General features: G+C 38.9%; 14 protein-coding genes. 12 read left to right on the top strand and 2 right to left on the bottom strand.

Annotated features, from left to right (window positions below; genetic code table 11):
• The first annotated feature begins 231 nt into the window (after positions 1 to 231).
• The 8 genes from ilvB to ilvA all read left to right on the top strand — a co-directional run bounded on the left by ilvB (position 232) and on the right by ilvA (position 9,244).
• Entirely contained in the window at positions 232 to 1,953 is a 1,722-nt protein-coding gene (gene ilvB / locus JKP73_RS01975; protein WP_200410835.1) for an acetolactate synthase large subunit, read from the top strand.
• Positions 1,950 to 2,468: an acetolactate synthase small subunit gene (ilvN, locus tag JKP73_RS01970; RefSeq protein ID WP_021289256.1), complete on the top strand. Its 519-nt coding sequence runs from the start codon at positions 1,950 to 1,952 to the stop codon at positions 2,466 to 2,468. The genes ilvB and ilvN overlap by 4 nt, the downstream gene beginning before the upstream one ends.
• Before the next feature lie 26 nt (positions 2,469 to 2,494).
• Entirely contained in the window at positions 2,495 to 3,538 is a 1,044-nt protein-coding gene (gene ilvC / locus JKP73_RS01965) for a ketol-acid reductoisomerase (RefSeq protein ID WP_021289255.1), read from the top strand.
• The gene (locus JKP73_RS01960; protein WP_160806649.1) at positions 3,525 to 5,072 is read left to right on the top strand and encodes a 2-isopropylmalate synthase; all 1,548 of its coding nucleotides are present in this window, start codon (positions 3,525 to 3,527) and stop codon (positions 5,070 to 5,072) included. The genes ilvC and JKP73_RS01960 overlap by 14 nt, the downstream gene beginning before the upstream one ends.
• A 14-nt stretch (positions 5,073 to 5,086) precedes the next feature.
• Positions 5,087 to 6,193, top strand: coding sequence for a 3-isopropylmalate dehydrogenase (gene leuB / locus JKP73_RS01955; RefSeq protein ID WP_021289253.1), 1,107 nt, complete (start codon positions 5,087 to 5,089; stop codon positions 6,191 to 6,193).
• 18 nt (positions 6,194 to 6,211) lie between these two features.
• Positions 6,212 to 7,618 carry a 3-isopropylmalate dehydratase large subunit gene (gene leuC / locus JKP73_RS01950; RefSeq protein WP_021289252.1) on the top strand — a complete coding sequence of 469 codons (1,407 nt, stop codon included), beginning with the start codon at positions 6,212 to 6,214 and terminating at the stop codon, positions 7,616 to 7,618.
• A 12-nt stretch (positions 7,619 to 7,630) separates the two neighbouring features.
• On the top strand, positions 7,631 to 8,215 hold the full coding sequence (gene leuD, locus JKP73_RS01945; protein ID WP_021289251.1) for a 3-isopropylmalate dehydratase small subunit: 585 nt from the start codon (positions 7,631 to 7,633) through the stop codon (positions 8,213 to 8,215).
• Positions 8,216 to 8,284: 69 nt separating this feature from the next.
• Positions 8,285 to 9,244, top strand: a complete 960-nt coding sequence (gene ilvA, locus JKP73_RS01940) for a threonine ammonia-lyase (protein ID WP_038242839.1) — start codon at positions 8,285 to 8,287, stop codon at positions 9,242 to 9,244.
• 82 nt (positions 9,245 to 9,326) lie between these two features.
• Here ilvA and JKP73_RS01935 read toward each other — a convergent pair whose 3' ends face one another.
• The gene (locus JKP73_RS01935) at positions 9,327 to 10,178 is read right to left on the bottom strand and encodes a YitT family protein (protein WP_031335018.1); all 852 of its coding nucleotides are present in this window, start codon (positions 10,176 to 10,178) and stop codon (positions 9,327 to 9,329) included.
• Between the two features lie 113 nt (positions 10,179 to 10,291).
• On the bottom strand, positions 10,292 to 10,750 hold the full coding sequence (locus JKP73_RS01930) for an SRPBCC family protein (protein ID WP_021289248.1): 459 nt from the start codon (positions 10,748 to 10,750) through the stop codon (positions 10,292 to 10,294).
• A gap of 793 nt (positions 10,751 to 11,543) precedes the next feature.
• Here JKP73_RS01930 and JKP73_RS01925 point away from each other — a divergent pair.
• The 4 genes from JKP73_RS01925 (at position 11,544) to JKP73_RS01910 (ending at position 16,846) form a co-directional block, all read left to right on the top strand.
• Entirely contained in the window at positions 11,544 to 12,953 is a 1,410-nt protein-coding gene (locus tag JKP73_RS01925) for a hypothetical protein (protein WP_021289246.1), read from the top strand.
• Between the two features lie 159 nt (positions 12,954 to 13,112).
• On the top strand, positions 13,113 to 14,699 hold the full coding sequence (locus tag JKP73_RS01920; protein ID WP_021289245.1) for a lipase family alpha/beta hydrolase: 1,587 nt from the start codon (positions 13,113 to 13,115) through the stop codon (positions 14,697 to 14,699).
• 107 nt (positions 14,700 to 14,806) lie between these two features.
• Positions 14,807 to 15,271: a hypothetical protein gene (locus JKP73_RS01915; protein ID WP_438874661.1), complete on the top strand. Its 465-nt coding sequence runs from the start codon at positions 14,807 to 14,809 to the stop codon at positions 15,269 to 15,271.
• Between the two features lie 213 nt (positions 15,272 to 15,484).
• Positions 15,485 to 16,846, top strand: coding sequence for an extracellular solute-binding protein (locus JKP73_RS01910; protein ID WP_021289243.1), 1,362 nt, complete (start codon positions 15,485 to 15,487; stop codon positions 16,844 to 16,846).
• Positions 16,847 to 16,858: the final 12 nt, after the last annotated feature.

Below are 16,858 nucleotides of genomic sequence, written 5' to 3'. Positions count from 1 at the left end.
CCAATATATTGGTCTTGTTGAGTTAGTGTTCGCGAGGATACTAAAAACCTGGGTGGTACCGTGAAAAGAAGACGCTTTTCTCCCCAATCACTGTAAACGAATGTGCAGTTATGGGATAGAAGGCGTCTTTTTTATTTCAGCAAAAACTTATGAAAAAAGGTTGAATGATCCTTAGGTTCCATGAGAACGAGGATTTTCTATACAAATGATTACTAAAGGAGGCATGCAGCAGTGAAGGTTGAGGCAAAGCATGAATTGGAAAGTGCAAAGAAAGTAATGACAGGTGCGGATGTATTAATTAACGCATTAGTCGAAGCTGAGGTCGATACGATTTTTGGTTATCCCGGTGGTGCTGTATTACCAATCTATGATGCGATTTATCGTTCTAATGCTCAGTTTGAACATGTGCTTTCTCGTCATGAACAAGGGTCCATTCACGCAGCTGAAGGTTATGCTCGTGTTACGGGTAAACCCGGGGTTGTAATTGCAACTTCTGGTCCTGGAGCAACGAATCTAGTTACTGGTATTACAGACGCTATGATGGATTCATTGCCTATCGTCATATTTACCGGTCAAGTGGCAAGTAATGTTATAGGCACGGACGCTTTTCAAGAGGCGGATGTTATGGGGATTACAACACCAATTACAAAATACAATTATCAGGTCAATCAATTATCCGAACTTCCAGGGATTGTAAAAGAAGCATTTCATGTTGCTTCAACTGGCAGACCAGGACCGGTTGTCGTGGATATTCCAAAGAATATCTCAGCTGAGCTTTCGACAGCGGTCTATGAAAGTCATTTCGAATTACCGGGATATCAACCTAATAAAACACCGAACCCTTTACAAATTATTAAACTAACAGATGCATTAAGTCGTGCCAAGAAACCGATTGTATTAGCTGGTGCAGGGGTGATTTTTGCAAAAGCCACGAATGAATTAATTGAATTTGCAGAGAAATATCATTTACCAGTTACCAATACATTGTTGGGACTGGGGTGTTTCCCAGGCTCGCATCAACTATCGCTTGGAATGGCTGGAATGCATGGAACGTATGCAGCAAATATGGGATTGTACGAATGTGACCTATTAATTAACATCGGAGCTCGTTTTGATGATCGATTAACTGGTAATCTTAAACATTTTGCACCGCATGCCAAAGTTGCTCACATTGATATTGATCCTGCAGAAATTGGAAAAAACGTTCAGACGGAAATCCCGGTTGTTGCAGACGCAAAAGAAGCATTAGAAGCGTTACTGAAGAGATCCGTAGAACTTGGTGACCAACTAGTGTGGAAGGAGCGGTTAGCTCGATATAAGCAGGATTATCCGCTTTGGTATGAACGATCGGATCAACAGATTTCCCCGCAATGGCTACTGGAACGTGTACACCAGATCACGGATGGAGAAGCGATTGTAACAACAGATGTTGGGCAGCACCAAATGTGGGCAGCACAATTTTATTCGTTTGAAAAACCAAATCGCTGGGTTACATCCGGAGGGCTAGGAACAATGGGCTTTGGGTTCCCTGCGGCGATTGGTGCACAGTTAGGAGCGCCAGGTGAATTAGTTGTATCGGTTGTGGGGGATGGTGGGTTCCAAATGACTGCGCAAGAGTTGGCAGTCGTAAAAGAACGGAATCTTCCAATCAAGATTTTAATCGTAAATAATCAAGCATTAGGGATGGTTCGACAATGGCAGGAGAGCTTTTATGAAGAACGTTATTCTGAATCTTTATTTGTCCAAAATCCAGACTTTGTGAAGTTAGCCGATAGTTATGGCATAAGAGGAATGAGGGTGAATAAGGAGGAAGATGTTCAGGAAGTGCTGGAGGAAGCAATTGGTTTTGACGGGCCTGTCGTCGTTGATTGTCAAGTAGTTCAACAAACATGTGTATATCCAATGATTGCTCCTGGAAAAGGGATTCATGAAATGATTGGGGTGAGCAAATGAGGCGTATCATTACCGCTACGGTACAAGATCGAAGTGGGGTGCTGAATCGAATTACCGGCATGCTCCATAAACGGCAATTCAATATTGAAAGTATCTCGGTTGGTGCATCAGAAACAGAAGGGCTTTCCAAAATGACTTTTGTAGTTGAGGTTAGTGATCATCAAAAACTGGAGCAATTAACGAAACAGTTAAATAAACAGATCGACGTCCTGAAGGTTTCAGATATCACAGAAAAAGCTATTGTAGCAAGAGAATTAGCACTGATTAAGGTAGGTGGAAGTGGCCAGCTTCGCGCAGAAATTCAAGGGATAATAACTCCTTTTCGCGCAACTGTTATTGATGTAAGTAGAGATAGTCTGACAATACAAGTAACAGGCAGACCAGATAAAGTAGAAGCGTTAATTGCGCTACTTCGCCCCTACGGAATCAAAGAGTTAACCAAAACAGGAGTAACTGCCTTTTTACGCGGGCAGCAGCCCAATCAAGTTACTGAATTAAATTCATTTACTATTTAATTAATAATTTTGAGGAGGAATATATTATGTCAAAAGTACTTTATGAAAAAGATGTAAAAACAGAGGTTCTAAAGGATAAGAAAATTGCTGTCATTGGTTATGGGTCACAAGGTCATGCACATGCCCTTAACTTAAAAGAAAGCGGCTATGATGTTGTCGTTGGTCTACGTCCTGGTAAATCACAAGCGAAAGCAGAAGAAGATGGTTTTACTGTATTATCTGTAGCAGATGCGGTGAAGCAATCGGATGTAGTGATGATTTTATTACCGGATGAAAAACAGACAGCAGTTTATAAAGAGAGTATTGAAGCTAATTTACAAGCTGGAAATGCGATCGCATTTGCACATGGATTTAATATTCATTTTAATCAAATTGTTCCTCCAGCGAACGTGGATGTCTTCTTAGTCGCACCTAAAGGTCCAGGGCATCTTGTACGCAGAACGTATGAAGAAGGAGCGGGGGTTCCGGCACTTTATGGTGTGTTCCAAGATGTATCGGGTAATGCTACTGACATTGCACTTGCTTACGCGCAAGGTATTGGAGCAGCACGAGCTGGTATTTTAGAAACATCCTTCCAAGAAGAGACGGAAACGGACTTATTCGGCGAGCAGGCAGTACTTTGCGGAGGACTAACAAGTCTCGTCAAAGCAGGTTTCGAAACGTTAACCGAAGCAGGATATCAACCAGAGGTTGCATACTTTGAATGTCTGCATGAAATGAAATTAATTGTTGACCTTCTCTATGAAGGTGGGCTGGAGAATATGCGTTATTCCATCTCTGATACTGCACAATGGGGAGACTTTGTGTCAGGACCACGTGTAATTAATGAAGAGACAAAAGAGCGTATGAAGGAGATTCTTAACGACGTGCAAACAGGTACGTTTGCGAAGCAGTGGATTCTCGAAAATCAAGTAAATCGACCACAATTCAACGCAATTAATGTGAAAGAAAACCAGCATCCAATTGAAAAAGTAGGGAAGGAGTTACGAGAGTTAATGCCTTTTGTTAAACAGCCTTTGCAAGCAACTCAAAATAAACAAAAGGATGTGAAAGTGCATGTCACAAATTAAAATTTTTGATACCACATTGAGAGACGGTGAACAATCCCCAGGTGTAAACCTTAATCAGCTAGAAAAATTAGAAATTGCCAAACAGCTAGAACGATTAGGTGTGGATCGAATGGAGGCTGGATTTCCAGCCTCTTCCAAAGGTGATTTTCAAGCCGTTAAAGCGATAGCGGATACGATCAAAAATACGTCTGTTACAGGATTAGCAAGGACAACAAAATCGGATATTGATATTGCTTGGGAAGCATTAAAAGGTGCTGATGAGCCTTGTGTGCATATTTTTCTAGCTACTTCACCGATTCATATGACGTATAAATTAAAGAAAACACCCGACGAAGTAATTGAAACAGCAGTGGAAATGGTAGCTTATGCGAAGAAAAAATTCCCGCAAGTTGAATGGTCTGCTGAGGATGCTTCGCGTTCAGATTGGAGTTTTCTTGCACAAATTATTGAGAAAGTTATCGATGCTGGAGCAACTGTCATTAATCTACCGGATACTGTAGGCTATACCACTCCTCAAGAATATGGCAATATGTTTCAATTTATTCGGTCGACGGTTCCGAATATTGATCAGGTAACGTTGTCTTGCCATTGTCACAATGATTTAGGAATGGCGGTAGCAAATTCAATCGCTGCTGTTGAAAATGGGGCGACCCAGGTAGAAGGAGCGATAAATGGAATCGGAGAGCGTGCTGGTAATGCATCTTTGGAGGAGATTGCTGTTGCCTTAAAAGTCCGCTCAGATTTCTATCCGTATCAAACGAATCTTAATTTACAGGAAATCAAACGTACTAGCGATATGGTTGCAAAATTAACAGGCATGTATATTCAAGCAAATAAGGCAGTAGTTGGTAGAAATGCCTTTGCCCATGAATCTGGTATTCATCAAGACGGAGTGTTAAAGCATGCATCCACTTATGAAATTATTACGCCAGAGCTGGTTGGAGTTAACGCAAACACATTGTTCCTAGGAAAACATTCTGGACGACATGCCTTTAAAGACAAAGTAGAAGAACTCGGAATGGACGTTTCTGAGGACAATATTAAAAAGGCTTTTGAGCTATTTAAACAACTGACAGATCATAAGAAAGAAGTTACCGATGATGATATTTTTACCATTGTTACTGAAGTACAAACAGACACGACATCTATTGAAAAGTATCAATTAAAAATGTTCCAACTTCAATACGGCTCAAACAATATCCCGACAGCAGCTATTGAATTGACTACACCTTCGGGAAATACAGTAAAGACAGCATGTACCGGACAAGGCAGCGTAGAAGCGCTGTATACGACATTGGATTCACTGACAGAGGAAGAAACAAAGTTGATTGATTACCAAATTAACTCTGTTGGTGGGGGGAAAGATGCATTAGCTGAATCGCGTGTGCAATTAATTGTAAATGGTAAAACAGTTAATGGCAGAGGTTCTGCTCAAGATGTAATGGAAGCATCTGTTCAGGCATATTTAAATGCAATCAATCGGTTTATCATTCATCAAAATACCGAAAAGAAAAAGACAGTGAAATCAAATTAAGAGGAGGAGCGTGTATGAAGAGGGAGATTGTTTTACTTCCGGGTGATGGAATTGGCCAAGAAATTATGGAATCTGCAAAATCAGTGTTAAATACGGTCGCAGCTAATTTCGGTCATCAGTTTATATTTCATGAACATGCAATTGGGGGTACGGCGATTGATCAATATCAGACGCCGTTACCGGAGACAACAATTAAAGCGTGTAAAGGGTCCGATGCTGTATTGTTAGGGGCGGTTGGTGGAGAAAAATGGGATTCGCTTCCCGGTGATCAACGTCCTGAGAAAGGACTATTAGGTATTCGCAAAGCTTTAGATTTATTTGCCAATTTACGACCAATTAAAGGATTTGCTCCTTTACTTCATGCCTCTCCTTTAAAACAAGAAATAATAGAAGGTAGCGATATTTTAATTATCAGGGAATTAACCGGTGGCCTCTATTTTGGTGAACCGAAAAGTCGGGTAGAAGATGGAAATGCCGCGGTAGATACGTTGTATTATTCTCGACAGGAAATGGAACGAATTATTGATAAATCCTTCCAGACAGCACAAAAAAGAAGAAAAAAACTTACTTCTGTTGACAAGGCGAACGTACTAGAATCAAGTAGATTGTGGAGAGAGATTGTCGAAGAAAAAAGCAAATCCTATCCAGATGTTGAAGTAAATCACTTACTTGTAGATGCAGCAGCTATGAAATTAATTACCCAGCCAAATCAATTTGACGTAATTGTAACCGAAAACTTATTTGGAGATATTCTGAGTGACGAGGCTTCTGTTTTAACTGGTTCTCTAGGGATGCTGCCTTCAGCAAGCATACGTACAGATGGTGTTGGTCTATATGAGCCGGTTCATGGTTCTGCACCAGATATTGCTGGCCTGGGGATTGCAAATCCGTTAGGGATGATTTTGTCTACCGCTCTAATGCTTCGGCAATCATTTGATATGCAAGAAGAAGCAGATGAAATTGAAAAAGCAGTTCAAGAGACATTGGATCAAGGTTATCATACACCTGATTTGAGTATAAAGGATGGAATAAAAGTAGGGACGAAAGAAATGACAGATACCGTAATTGGAAATCTTTCAAGCAACAGTGTTTCCAACTGTATTTGTAACTCATATGCCTGATGGCTGGAGGTGAAGATAATGGGAAAACCAAAAACAATAATAGAAAAAATTTGGGATAAACATGTTGTCCATCAGGAAGAAGGAAAGCCAGACTTACTTTATATTGATTTGCATTTGGTTCACGAAGTAACGTCCCCGCAGGCCTTTGAAGGTCTGCGAATCAACGGTCGTAAGGTTCGGCGACCAGAACTGACTTTTGCAACGATGGATCACAATGTCCCTACGAAAAACAGAGATGTTATCAAGGATGAAATCTCACGAAAGCAGATGGAAACATTAAAGAAAAATTGTGAAGAAAATAATATTCCATTAGCGGATATGTTTCATCCCGATCAAGGAATTGTTCATGTTATCGGACCGGAGTTGGGCTTAACGCAACCTGGTAAAACGATTGTTTGTGGAGACAGTCATACTTCTACACATGGTGCGTTTGGTGCATTGGCTTTTGGAATTGGTACAAGTGAAGTGGAGCATGTTTTAGCGACACAAAGCATTTGGCAAGAACGGCCAAAAACATTAAATGTGCATGTAGAGGGGGATTTAGGACCAGGTGTAACGGCTAAAGATTTAATTCTGGCTATCATTGCAAAATTTGGTGTTCGATTTGGAACAGGATATGTGATGGAATATACTGGAGAGGCTATTCGTAATCTATCAATGGAAGGTCGTATGACAATTTGCAATATGTCCATTGAGGCTGGTGCTCGAGCTGGTTTAATAAGCCCGGATGAAACAACTGTTGAATTTTTAAAAGGAAAAACGCATGTACCAGATGGCGAGGCTTTTACGAAAGTTTCACAGGAATGGTTAGGATTAGCTACAGATGATGGAGCGGTATATGATGAACAAGTAATTATTCGTGGGGATGAAGTTGAACCGCAAGTAACTTGGGGCACAAATCCTTCTATGTGTGTTCCTGTTAGCGGCTCGACGCCTAATCTAAAAGAAGTGGAATATAAAGCCGATGTTGAACGCGCCTTGATGTATATGGGACTTAAAGAAAATCAACCTATTTCGTCAATTGAGATCGATCATGTATTTATTGGTTCTTGTACAAATTCTCGATTTAGTGATTTGCAGCGTGCAGCTGAAATTGTCCGTGGAAAAAAGGTACATCAGAATGTAAGAGCGATTGTTGTACCCGGTTCTTTTAGTATCAAATTGCAGGCGGAAAAAGAAGGAATTGATAAAATTTTCCAAGAGGCAGGTTTTGAGTGGCGTGAAGCTGGATGCAGCATGTGTCTAGCAATGAATGATGATATTGTACCACCTGAAGGAAGATGTGCTTCTACATCAAATCGTAATTTTGAAGGACGGCAAGGAAATGGTGCTAGAACCCATTTAGTAAGCCCAGAAATGGCTGCAGCTGCAGCTATTGAGGGACGGTTTGTTGATGTTCGTGACTACGCAGGTGTTCCGTTGTAAAGGAGGAGTGAAATGGAAGCAATAAAAGAGCATAAGGGCTTCGTATACCCATTGAATCGAACCAATGTCGACACAGATCAGATTATTCCGAAGCAGTTTTTAAAACGAATCGAACGAACAGGGTTTGGCCAATTTTTATTTTATCATTGGCGATTTGATGATGAGGGCAATACACGAAGTGATTTTGATTTAAACAAAGAACGGTATCAGAATGCATCTATTTTGATTGCCGGAGAAAATTTTGGATGCGGATCTTCACGAGAACATGCACCTTGGGCTTTGTTAGATTATGGCTTTCGTGTTATTATTGCTCCAAGTTTCGCAGATATCTTCTATAATAATGCTTTAAAAAATGGAATCATCTTGATTCGACTAGACCAAGATCAAGTAAGGCAATGGATGGAAGATGCAGAAACTGGGAATCTAGCACTAGAAGTTGATCTCGAAAAACAACTAATTATTGAAGATGATCAGGAATATCCCTTTGAGATCCCTGCATATCATAAAGAGAAACTAGTGAATGGATGGGATGATATCTCGCTAACACTTCATTATGAAGATAGAATCTCAGACTATGAAACAAGTATGAAGAAATAATAGGAATAGCTGAACAAGGAGAGTGACGGAATTGGGAATTGCTTAACAGGTGAAAAGGTTCACACCGCGATGCAGCGGCTGGTCCCACTCGTGCATCGAACACCATTATTAACATCGCAGACAACGAATAATCTTTTGGGAAAACATGTCTATTTTAAAATGGAAAACCAGCAAAAAACGGGTGCTTTTAAATTTCGAGGGGCCACGTTTAAATTAATGCAATTAACCAAAGCGCAATTGAAAAAAGGCGTAATCACTGCTTCAGCCGGCAATCATGCTCAAGGTGTCGCCTATGCCGCAGCGAAATTAGGTGCGAAGGCAACCATATTTATGGGAGAAAAAACTCCTTTAGCTAAGGTGAATGCAACCAGGAACTATGGAGCGCAAGTTGTGCTTACTGGAGAAACATTTCAAGAGGCATATGAAGCCTCGGTAGAACATCAAATGAAAACAGGAGCAGAATATATTCACCCATTTGATGACTATGATGTAATGGCTGGTCAAGGAACGATTGCCATGGAAATGCTTCGACAGGAAGATCGAATCGATACGATTCTAGTTCCAGTTGGTGGTGGTGGATTAATAAGTGGGATTGCAGTTGCTGCCAAATATGTCAACCGCAATTTGAGAATAATTGGGGTGCAAGCATCTGGAGCAGCAGCTATGCATTCCAGTTACCATACCGGTCGAAGTCAAAACTTAAAATCAGTCGACACCATCGCAGAGGGGATTGCTGTGAAGAAGCCGGGAAAACGCACATTACCACTTATTAAAGAATATGTAGATGAGATGGTTACCGTTTCTGATGAGGAAATTGCATCCTCTATTGTTTATATGTTAGAGCGGAATAAAACGTTAATGGAAGGTGCAGGTGCAGCTGCTTTAGCAGCATTATTTGCTCACAATAAGCAAATTAAGTCCCGACATTGTGGCGTCATTGTTAGTGGCGGTAATATGGATATTGGTACAATGCCGCAAATTCAACAACTCGCCGATCGATTGCATCACCCAATATTAGTTAATTCATAACCCTTTAAACATAAAAAAGATTCATCTCTTCGTGGATGAATCTTTTTTAGTCCGTTTTCTGTCATTAGAAGCTTTCAACTAACTATAGTTTTTGTCCGTAATATTTATCAATAGAAAATCCCCGACCTAATATTTCTGAAGCATTTAAGAAGATAACAAAAGCATTTGGTTCCTCTTTTTGGAGTATCTTTTTAAGGTAGACTGCTTCTTGTTGTTCGACTACACATAGGATCATCGTTTTATCCGTATGAGAGTATCCACCAACGGAGCGTACTTTTGTTAATCCACGATCGATTTCGGTACGGATGATGTTCTGAATGTGCTCTTCATTTTCTGTAATAATCATAACTAACTTGGATGCTGAAGTCTGTAATTGCACAATATCAATGGTCTTGCTAGTAATATAGATACACATTAAGGCAAATAATGTTAATTCAAGATTAAAGACAATGATAGAAGAAATAACGACCAATCCATCAACGATTAATTGGGAGTAGCCGCTCGATAGACCAGTGAATTTTTTTACAATCTGGGCAATCGCTGCTGTCCCACCTGTCGAACCATTGCCTTTATACACAATTCCTAGCCCTGTACCTAGAATAATTCCACCATAAATGGCACCAAGTAAAGGGTTTGTTACGGTAAAAGGGATGTCGCCAGTTAACCAGATAATAAACGGCACCCAAAACGTACCTACTAAGGTCTTCCAACCAAAATCTTTTCCCAAGGTGAGTAGTCCTATAATAAAGATAGGTATATTAATTAGAAATTGACTATAAGCCGGGCTTAAAGAATATACCTCATAAAGAATTGTACTAATTCCTGAGATTCCGCCAGCCGCTAATTTTGATGGGAGTAAAAATAAATTATAGGATAATGCAACAAGTGTGGCTCCAAAAATAATTTGAGTATAAGACAAAACGGTTTTATTCATATTTTTAGTTAATCCTGTCATAACGATAGATCCTTTCTTGATAGCCTTGTGACGGCTATATTCTAACATGAAGGATCTAAACTGTCGAACTTAAGAGAGGAAAAACCTGTCAATCAATGCATAACAACGGTTTCTTTCTTCTGTATTTGTCTAATGACTGCATCGGTAAGATCAGCAGTTGCTTTCGGAATAAATGGGCGTAGTACAGAGTTGATCATCGTTCCTTTTATGCCTTTTGCAGTAATTGTTAGGGAACCAATCATTTTTGTATTATCTTTTGAAATCTTTACTGCTTGAAAATAGCCGTTACCCATTACTTGTTCATTTCCGCTAGAAAGAGTGAAGGCAACTTTGGTTGGACGTTTCCACTCGGTAATCCAAATGGATAAACGAACGGTTTTTTGGATGATACCTAGATCACCTTTACAGATCCAAATCGATTGTTTCATATTAATAATGCGATGTTCCTGATAGCCGGGAACAAGAGGAGCCCAGTTATTCATATCACTAACAAAGCGCCATATGTTTTCAATAGGAATATTAACTTGACGTTCACAAATACCGCTCGGCAAATCCAAAACCTCCCTGTTAATCAACGATGGTTACACACCCTTTCATGTATATGCAGAGATGGTGGCATTAGAAGTTATTTTTTTATGAATGATGCCTGTCAGCATAATAGATGATAAAGACGGAATTGTTTTATGCTTAAGATTTTGAAATAATTACCAACATGGAAATCGTTGAATAAGGGGATGGTCTGATGCTTACCAAATACGTCAGAAAATCTGAGCGGTCTGCAGGACATTATTTTATGGGGTGACATGATGAACGATATTGTAATGGTTATATTAACATTGATTGTACTAATTCAAAGCTTAATTAAAAATAGGGATATAATTAAAAAACTTACTTTCGGTAATATGTTACAAGTGTTCGGTTCTTTTATGGGCATCATTATAGCTGCAACTTTTTTGCTATATTACCTGGGTAACTGGGTGGTTAATCAAATTTCAAACCATATAATAAGCAATGTAGTAACATGGGTGTTCCTTATCATGGTCTCCTATCATCTAGTTTTCTATTACATAAACAACTTGAAAAATATCTTAGTCAGAAGTGGTAAATGGTAGAGTTATCGACTAGGATTAACGATGATAGGAAAAAACTACTTGTGGCACATTAGCGTGGAAGGAATGGGATGTGGGATAGGACAGGACATCTTATATTGAATCTTAGCTGTTTGCAAAGGAAAGGTGAATCAATTATATAATAATTCGAAAGTCGAAATAGCTTGTGTAATCGTTAGATAAACGCTATCCTAATGAAGGTAAATAATATTAATTAGATTAGGAGATGGGGTGTATGCAGTCAGTCATCAAATGGGGGTTAAGGATTTCCATTATTTCCTATACACTTCTCCACTTTGTAACGACTTTCCTTGAAGTAGAACCGTTGCTTTCTATCTTAGCTGTCTTAGGATTTTTGATCCTTCTATTTGCAGGGCTTTCGAAAACATTACGCCAATTTAAATTGCCGCTTTTCTTATTTGCAGCTGGACTTATCATTCTTTTTTTTGCTGAAGGTTCTGTATGGAAAGGACTGTATGGCGGATTCTTGCAGATGCGAAGTATTGTCGGTTTACTTGTGATTGTACCAATGATTAGCTGGGTATTAAGAGAGGAGCCATATATTGAAGACATTATGGGAATGGCGCATCGATTTTTAAATACCAGTCGGAAGTTCTATTTGGGGATGATGTCGTTAACCCAAATATTTTCCTATTTTCTTTTATTCGGTGCAATCCCCATGATGTATCAATTTATTAATCAGATTTTGAAGAAGAAAAGAAACGAAGCATGGGAAAACTTTAAGGGGACCGCACTCTTACGTGCTTTCGCTTTATCTACGATGTGGGTAATTAGCATTCCTAGCTTTATATTTGCAGTAGAAACAATGAATGCTTCCCTCTGGATTTGTATTCTGCAAGGCTTTCTTATTGCCATATGTGGGATCATGATCGCGGTTCTATTTTCTTATTTCCAAGAAAAGCATTATGGTGTAAATTTGACGTATGAGTTGCAGCAAGAAATTGATGAAGTGTTACGTCATGCCGATCCATTAGAAGAACGAAAGAGAAAGGTTATTGAATTTGTCGTTTTATTTCTTAGTTTATTCGGGTCGATCTTTATCATCCATGGTTTGTTTTCTGCTGATTTGATGATCGTCATTCCATTAACCATCTTGGTATGGACCTGCTTATATTATGCAGTTAAAAACAAACCAAGAAAATTTGCAAAGGAAGCAAAAATTTATTTTCAAACAAGCTTGGCAAATCAATCGTACCAGCTCAGTATTATGCTGGCTGCTGGGGTGTTAATATTTGCCCTTAACCAAACCAATTTTGCCACGAAAGTGGTAGATGGGGTCTATGCACTACAAGAGTTATTACCGTTTATTAATTTTTTATATTTACTTCCGTTTATCGTCATTTTACTAGGGTTTCTAGGAATGGGGCCATTAACCGTCATGGTATTGGTTGCTGGAATATTAGAAAATATAGCATTGCCATACCCACCGGAATTAATCGTGTTAGCTGTTACTTCTGGTAGTGTGATTTCCATTTTAATTTCACCACTCATTATGCCAGTCATTATGTTAAGTGCATCAAATGGATTAAATGGGTTTAAAAATGGTATTCGCTTTAATATTAAATATGCGATTGTCTTTTATATCATGGTACAAATCTATGTGCAGACGATGATCCATCTTTAGAAAAAACAGCTGAATCTCTACTCATAGATTCAGCTGTTTTTTTAGAATAGAGAAGTTCTGAACAGGGCTTGTTATAACATATTCATTTAACAGTTCTAATCCCATCATTTAAAAAATGGTGTTTCGATATACATTACAAAGTAGAATGGAGGAGAAAAGATGACGATTCGCATTGTCGTTATGCTGCTTTTCAGCTTAATCGTATTATCCATTCCGTGTTATGTAATTGCCCAGTCGAAAGGGTTAGCTAATCCAAGGTTAGTCGGCAAGGGGGAAGAAAACGTATTGATGGGAAAGGGTGGTAATGGAAATGAAGAAACACCTGGCGATTGGTATGTTGGCCAGGCACCAGTCAATCCGGTTGAAAATGCACCGATATTATTATTCGTACCTGGTTTAAACAATGTCGCACAAATCTTTTGGGAAGAGGAAGATGGGCTGTATCATGCTGCCTATGAAGCTGGTTATCAGACAGCATTCGTACAACTATATGATGCTGGTGGTGCATCAGCTGATATGTGGGACAACGGTATGTTATTAGCTGAAAAAATTGAGGAGATTTCGGCGCATTTTAATGGACGGCCAATTACATTGGTGGCTTATAGTAAAGGGGGAGTCGATGCTCAAACTGCTGCCGCTTATTATGGTGCTTGGCGTTATGTCGACAATATTATTACGTTATCAAGTCCTCATCATGGTTCGCAATTGGCGGACTTAGCAAACAGTAATTGGGCAGGATGGCTTGCAGATCTACTAGGCTTTCAAGGTGAAGGAACGACGGCGGTAGAGACCGGTCGTATGACGCATTTTCGATCTGAAATAGATGAACAGCCTTATGCGTATTATAATGATTATTACACATTCGGTGGTATGGATTGGGGTAGTGTTCTATCGGTTACATGGTATGGTGGTGTTTATCTGTCCAGTTATGGTGAAAATGATGGGGTTGTTACTGCGGTAAGCAGTAGTTTGCCAGAGGGACAAGAAATAGCGATTGGAGAATGGGATCATCTATCGATTAAAACCGAAATTATTTTTCCGTTTATGGACGATTATATTATGGATGGACAGGTAGCAGTAAGGCCCGAACTAACGAAAGCTGTAAAGCCGACATCGGCTCCAGTATCGAATCAATTGATACGAGGAAATGCCATCACGAAAGGGAATCCCGAACAACAGGAACTAGTCGTTGAAGATGGTGTAGAAAGTATTGATTTACTTGTGTATGCTGGACATAATCTCAAAGATTTAACATTAATTGATCCGACCGGAAGATCCTACTCAGCAAAAAAAGTAACGACACATGATACAGGTGGAATATTTTATGGGGCAAAGTCGTATCGAATTGCAGTGAAAAATCCTCCTGAGGGGAATTGGAAAGTGAAATTAAGCAGTAATCAAGACAGTGCTTATTTACTAGTCACCAAGTTTGATAAACAAAAAGATCTTCCATTAATAAAAAAGATCAGTGAGAAAAGTAAGCCATCTACATTTAACTACCAAATACAAGCAGATTCAGCGCAAGTAAAACAAGATAGTTTGCAAGCAACCTATACAGTGCTTGAATCTGGGAATCGTTCAACCGCAAATACATGGAAAAAAAGCGGGACGCTCGACTTTAGCAGTGAATTGTCTAACCTAAAAAAGAACCAATCTTATAATATAACCATTGATGTGAAAGGAGAGACTCGTTCCGGTTTTCCATTTGAACGGACGCTTATCGATAGTATCTATACTGCAGATTAACGAATAGAAAAAGCTGTTACAGTAGATGTAACAGCTTTTTATTTGCCAGAGATTCTATAATAATTTGAGACTAGCTAGAATAAGATGATAGCAGAGATAAAAAGGAGATGGGACGGTTGAAAAAATTACTTCTTCCATTAATTATTCTGGCTACCCTTGCTACTGGCATTATTTATTTTATCGTTCTAGTATCACCAGAAAATCAAGCAGAGGGAGCAGCAGAGGAATTTTATGCTTATGAACAAAGCGGTGCCTTTGCCGAGTCATGGGAAATGTTGCATCCATTAATGAAAGAAAAATTCCCAAAAGGAACGTACATTCAAGATCGTTCAGATGTGATTATGAACTACTTTGGCGTTCTGCATTTTACATATAGTTTCGAAGACGTAGAAGAAATAAAAAATTGGTTACCTGCTGTTGATAAAGAACCAATTCCCACCGTTTATCGCATTACCGTTTCGCAACATTTTAACGGGAAATATGGAAACTCTACATTGATACAAGATGTGTATATGACTGAAGTAGAAGGAGAATGGAAGCTATTATGGGATTATGAAAATATGGACAGTTAGCCCTAACCAGTTCGTTTTAACGTTCAATAAATAATTATCCTTTTGCGGACCTAAATGTGGTCTTTTTTTTTGGATAATTTTAAATTGATTCATTTTCGCCAGTACTAATAATATATATATAATATGTTATTCATATATCATTTAAAGGAGTTGATATATCAATTATTCCACTTAAATGAAAACGTTTACCGAATAGGCTTTAAGGGGGATTTTATGAGAAAGTGGTATAGGATACTTGGATATGGCTGTCTGCTTGTTTGCTTACTTTTAATTGCTGCATGTTCCAATGAAGATAATACGGATTCAGATAATGAACTTCGTATTACATTTCGCTCAGGTGGCGGTACGAATAGTGGGTTAATACATTGGTTAAATAACGAAATAATACCTCAATTTAATGAAAAATATCCAGATGTGACGGTGAATTTAGCCCCGTTAGAAGTTAGTGAAGGGGATTATTTTGCTAAAGTATCTTTACTGTTACAATCAAAAGACGCTGCTCCAGATATTGTGACGGAAGATACATTTATGGTTAATTCTGATGCAAGTGCCGGTTATCTTGAGCCATTGGATAGTCGTATTGAGAAGTGGGGAGAATGGGATAATTTTACCGAAAATGTAAAAGACGGCGTGATTGCTGAAGATGGAAAGATTTATGGTGTCCCTTATAATACGGATTCTAGGGGATTATGGTATAACAAGGAATTATTAAAGCAGGCTGGTATTTCTATCCCGTGGGAACCAAAATCCTGGTCAGATATTTTAGATGCTGCAACAGCAATAAAAGAAAAAGGGTCAGGTGAAGTAGTTCCAATTTGGATGAATTCTGGAAAGGCTACCGGTGAAGCAACATCCATGCAAACATTTGAAATGCTGCTCTATGGAACAGGCGATCCATTATATGATAGTGAAAATAAAAAATGGATTGTAAAGAGTAATGGATTATTAAATACATTCAAATTTATTGATAAGGTTTACGAACAAGATCTAGGTCCAGATCTTTCTCAAGTGTTAAATGGGCAAGGTAGTAGTATTGCCTATCAAGAATTAATGCCAAATGGGAATCTAGCAATAGGTCTTGATGGAATATGGCAGGCAGGTACATGGCATGAAAGTGGACCTGCTCCATGGCCTGAAGCATTTGAAACATTAGGTTTTGCTGCTATGCCAACAGAGAATGGTCAATCTCCAGGTACGACGTCAATGTCTGGCGGATGGGCATTATCTATACCAGCAAATTCAGATAATAAAGATATGGCTTGGGAATTTATTAAAATGGCATCAACAAAAGAAAATAATTTGAAGCTTCAATTAATCGATAGAAACCTAACTCCAAGAGAGGATGTCGCTAAAGAAAAATCTTATTTGGAGATAGAAATGTTTGAAGAAGCTACAGAATTTCTTCAACATACCAATTTTCGCCCTGCTGTTGATAAATATCCTAATGTATCAACAGTAATTCAATCATTGGTAGAAGATGTAGTGACTGATAGAATTACGCCTGAGGAAGCGGCAGAGATGTATAAAAAAGAAGTTACAAAAATTGTTGGGAAGGACAATGTCACAGAGAGATAGATTTTAAAGCTT

Source organism: Virgibacillus salexigens (assembly GCF_014905415.1).
In the GTDB taxonomy this organism is placed as follows: domain Bacteria; phylum Bacillota; class Bacilli; order Bacillales; family Amphibacillaceae; genus Virgibacillus; species Virgibacillus salexigens.
This window is presented reverse-complemented; position numbering and strand designations above follow the sequence as displayed.

Bases quoted from the DNA above. Each gene is read 5' to 3' on its own strand.
- JKP73_RS01910 (WP_021289243.1), top strand. From the start codon at position 15,485: ATGAGAAAGTGGTATAGGATACTTGGATATGGCTGTCTGCTTGTTTGC.
- leuC (WP_021289252.1), top strand. From the start codon at position 6,212: ATGGGAAAACCAAAAACAATAATAGAAAAAATTTGGGATAAACATGTT.
- ilvN (WP_021289256.1), top strand. From the start codon at position 1,950: ATGAGGCGTATCATTACCGCTACGGTACAAGATCGAAGTGGGGTGCTG.
- JKP73_RS01915 (WP_438874661.1), top strand. From the start codon at position 14,807: ATGGGACGGTTGAAAAAATTACTTCTTCCATTAATTATTCTGGCTACC.
- JKP73_RS01960 (WP_160806649.1), top strand. From the start codon at position 3,525: ATGTCACAAATTAAAATTTTTGATACCACATTGAGAGACGGTGAACAA.
- ilvC (WP_021289255.1), top strand. From the start codon at position 2,495: ATGTCAAAAGTACTTTATGAAAAAGATGTAAAAACAGAGGTTCTAAAG.
- JKP73_RS01935 (WP_031335018.1), bottom strand. From the start codon at position 10,178: ATGAATAAAACCGTTTTGTCTTATACTCAAATTATTTTTGGAGCCACA.
- JKP73_RS01925 (WP_021289246.1), top strand. From the start codon at position 11,544: ATGCAGTCAGTCATCAAATGGGGGTTAAGGATTTCCATTATTTCCTAT.
- leuD (WP_021289251.1), top strand. From the start codon at position 7,631: ATGGAAGCAATAAAAGAGCATAAGGGCTTCGTATACCCATTGAATCGA.
- leuB (WP_021289253.1), top strand. From the start codon at position 5,087: ATGAAGAGGGAGATTGTTTTACTTCCGGGTGATGGAATTGGCCAAGAA.
- JKP73_RS01920 (WP_021289245.1), top strand. From the start codon at position 13,113: ATGACGATTCGCATTGTCGTTATGCTGCTTTTCAGCTTAATCGTATTA.
- ilvA (WP_038242839.1), top strand. From the start codon at position 8,285: ATGCAGCGGCTGGTCCCACTCGTGCATCGAACACCATTATTAACATCG.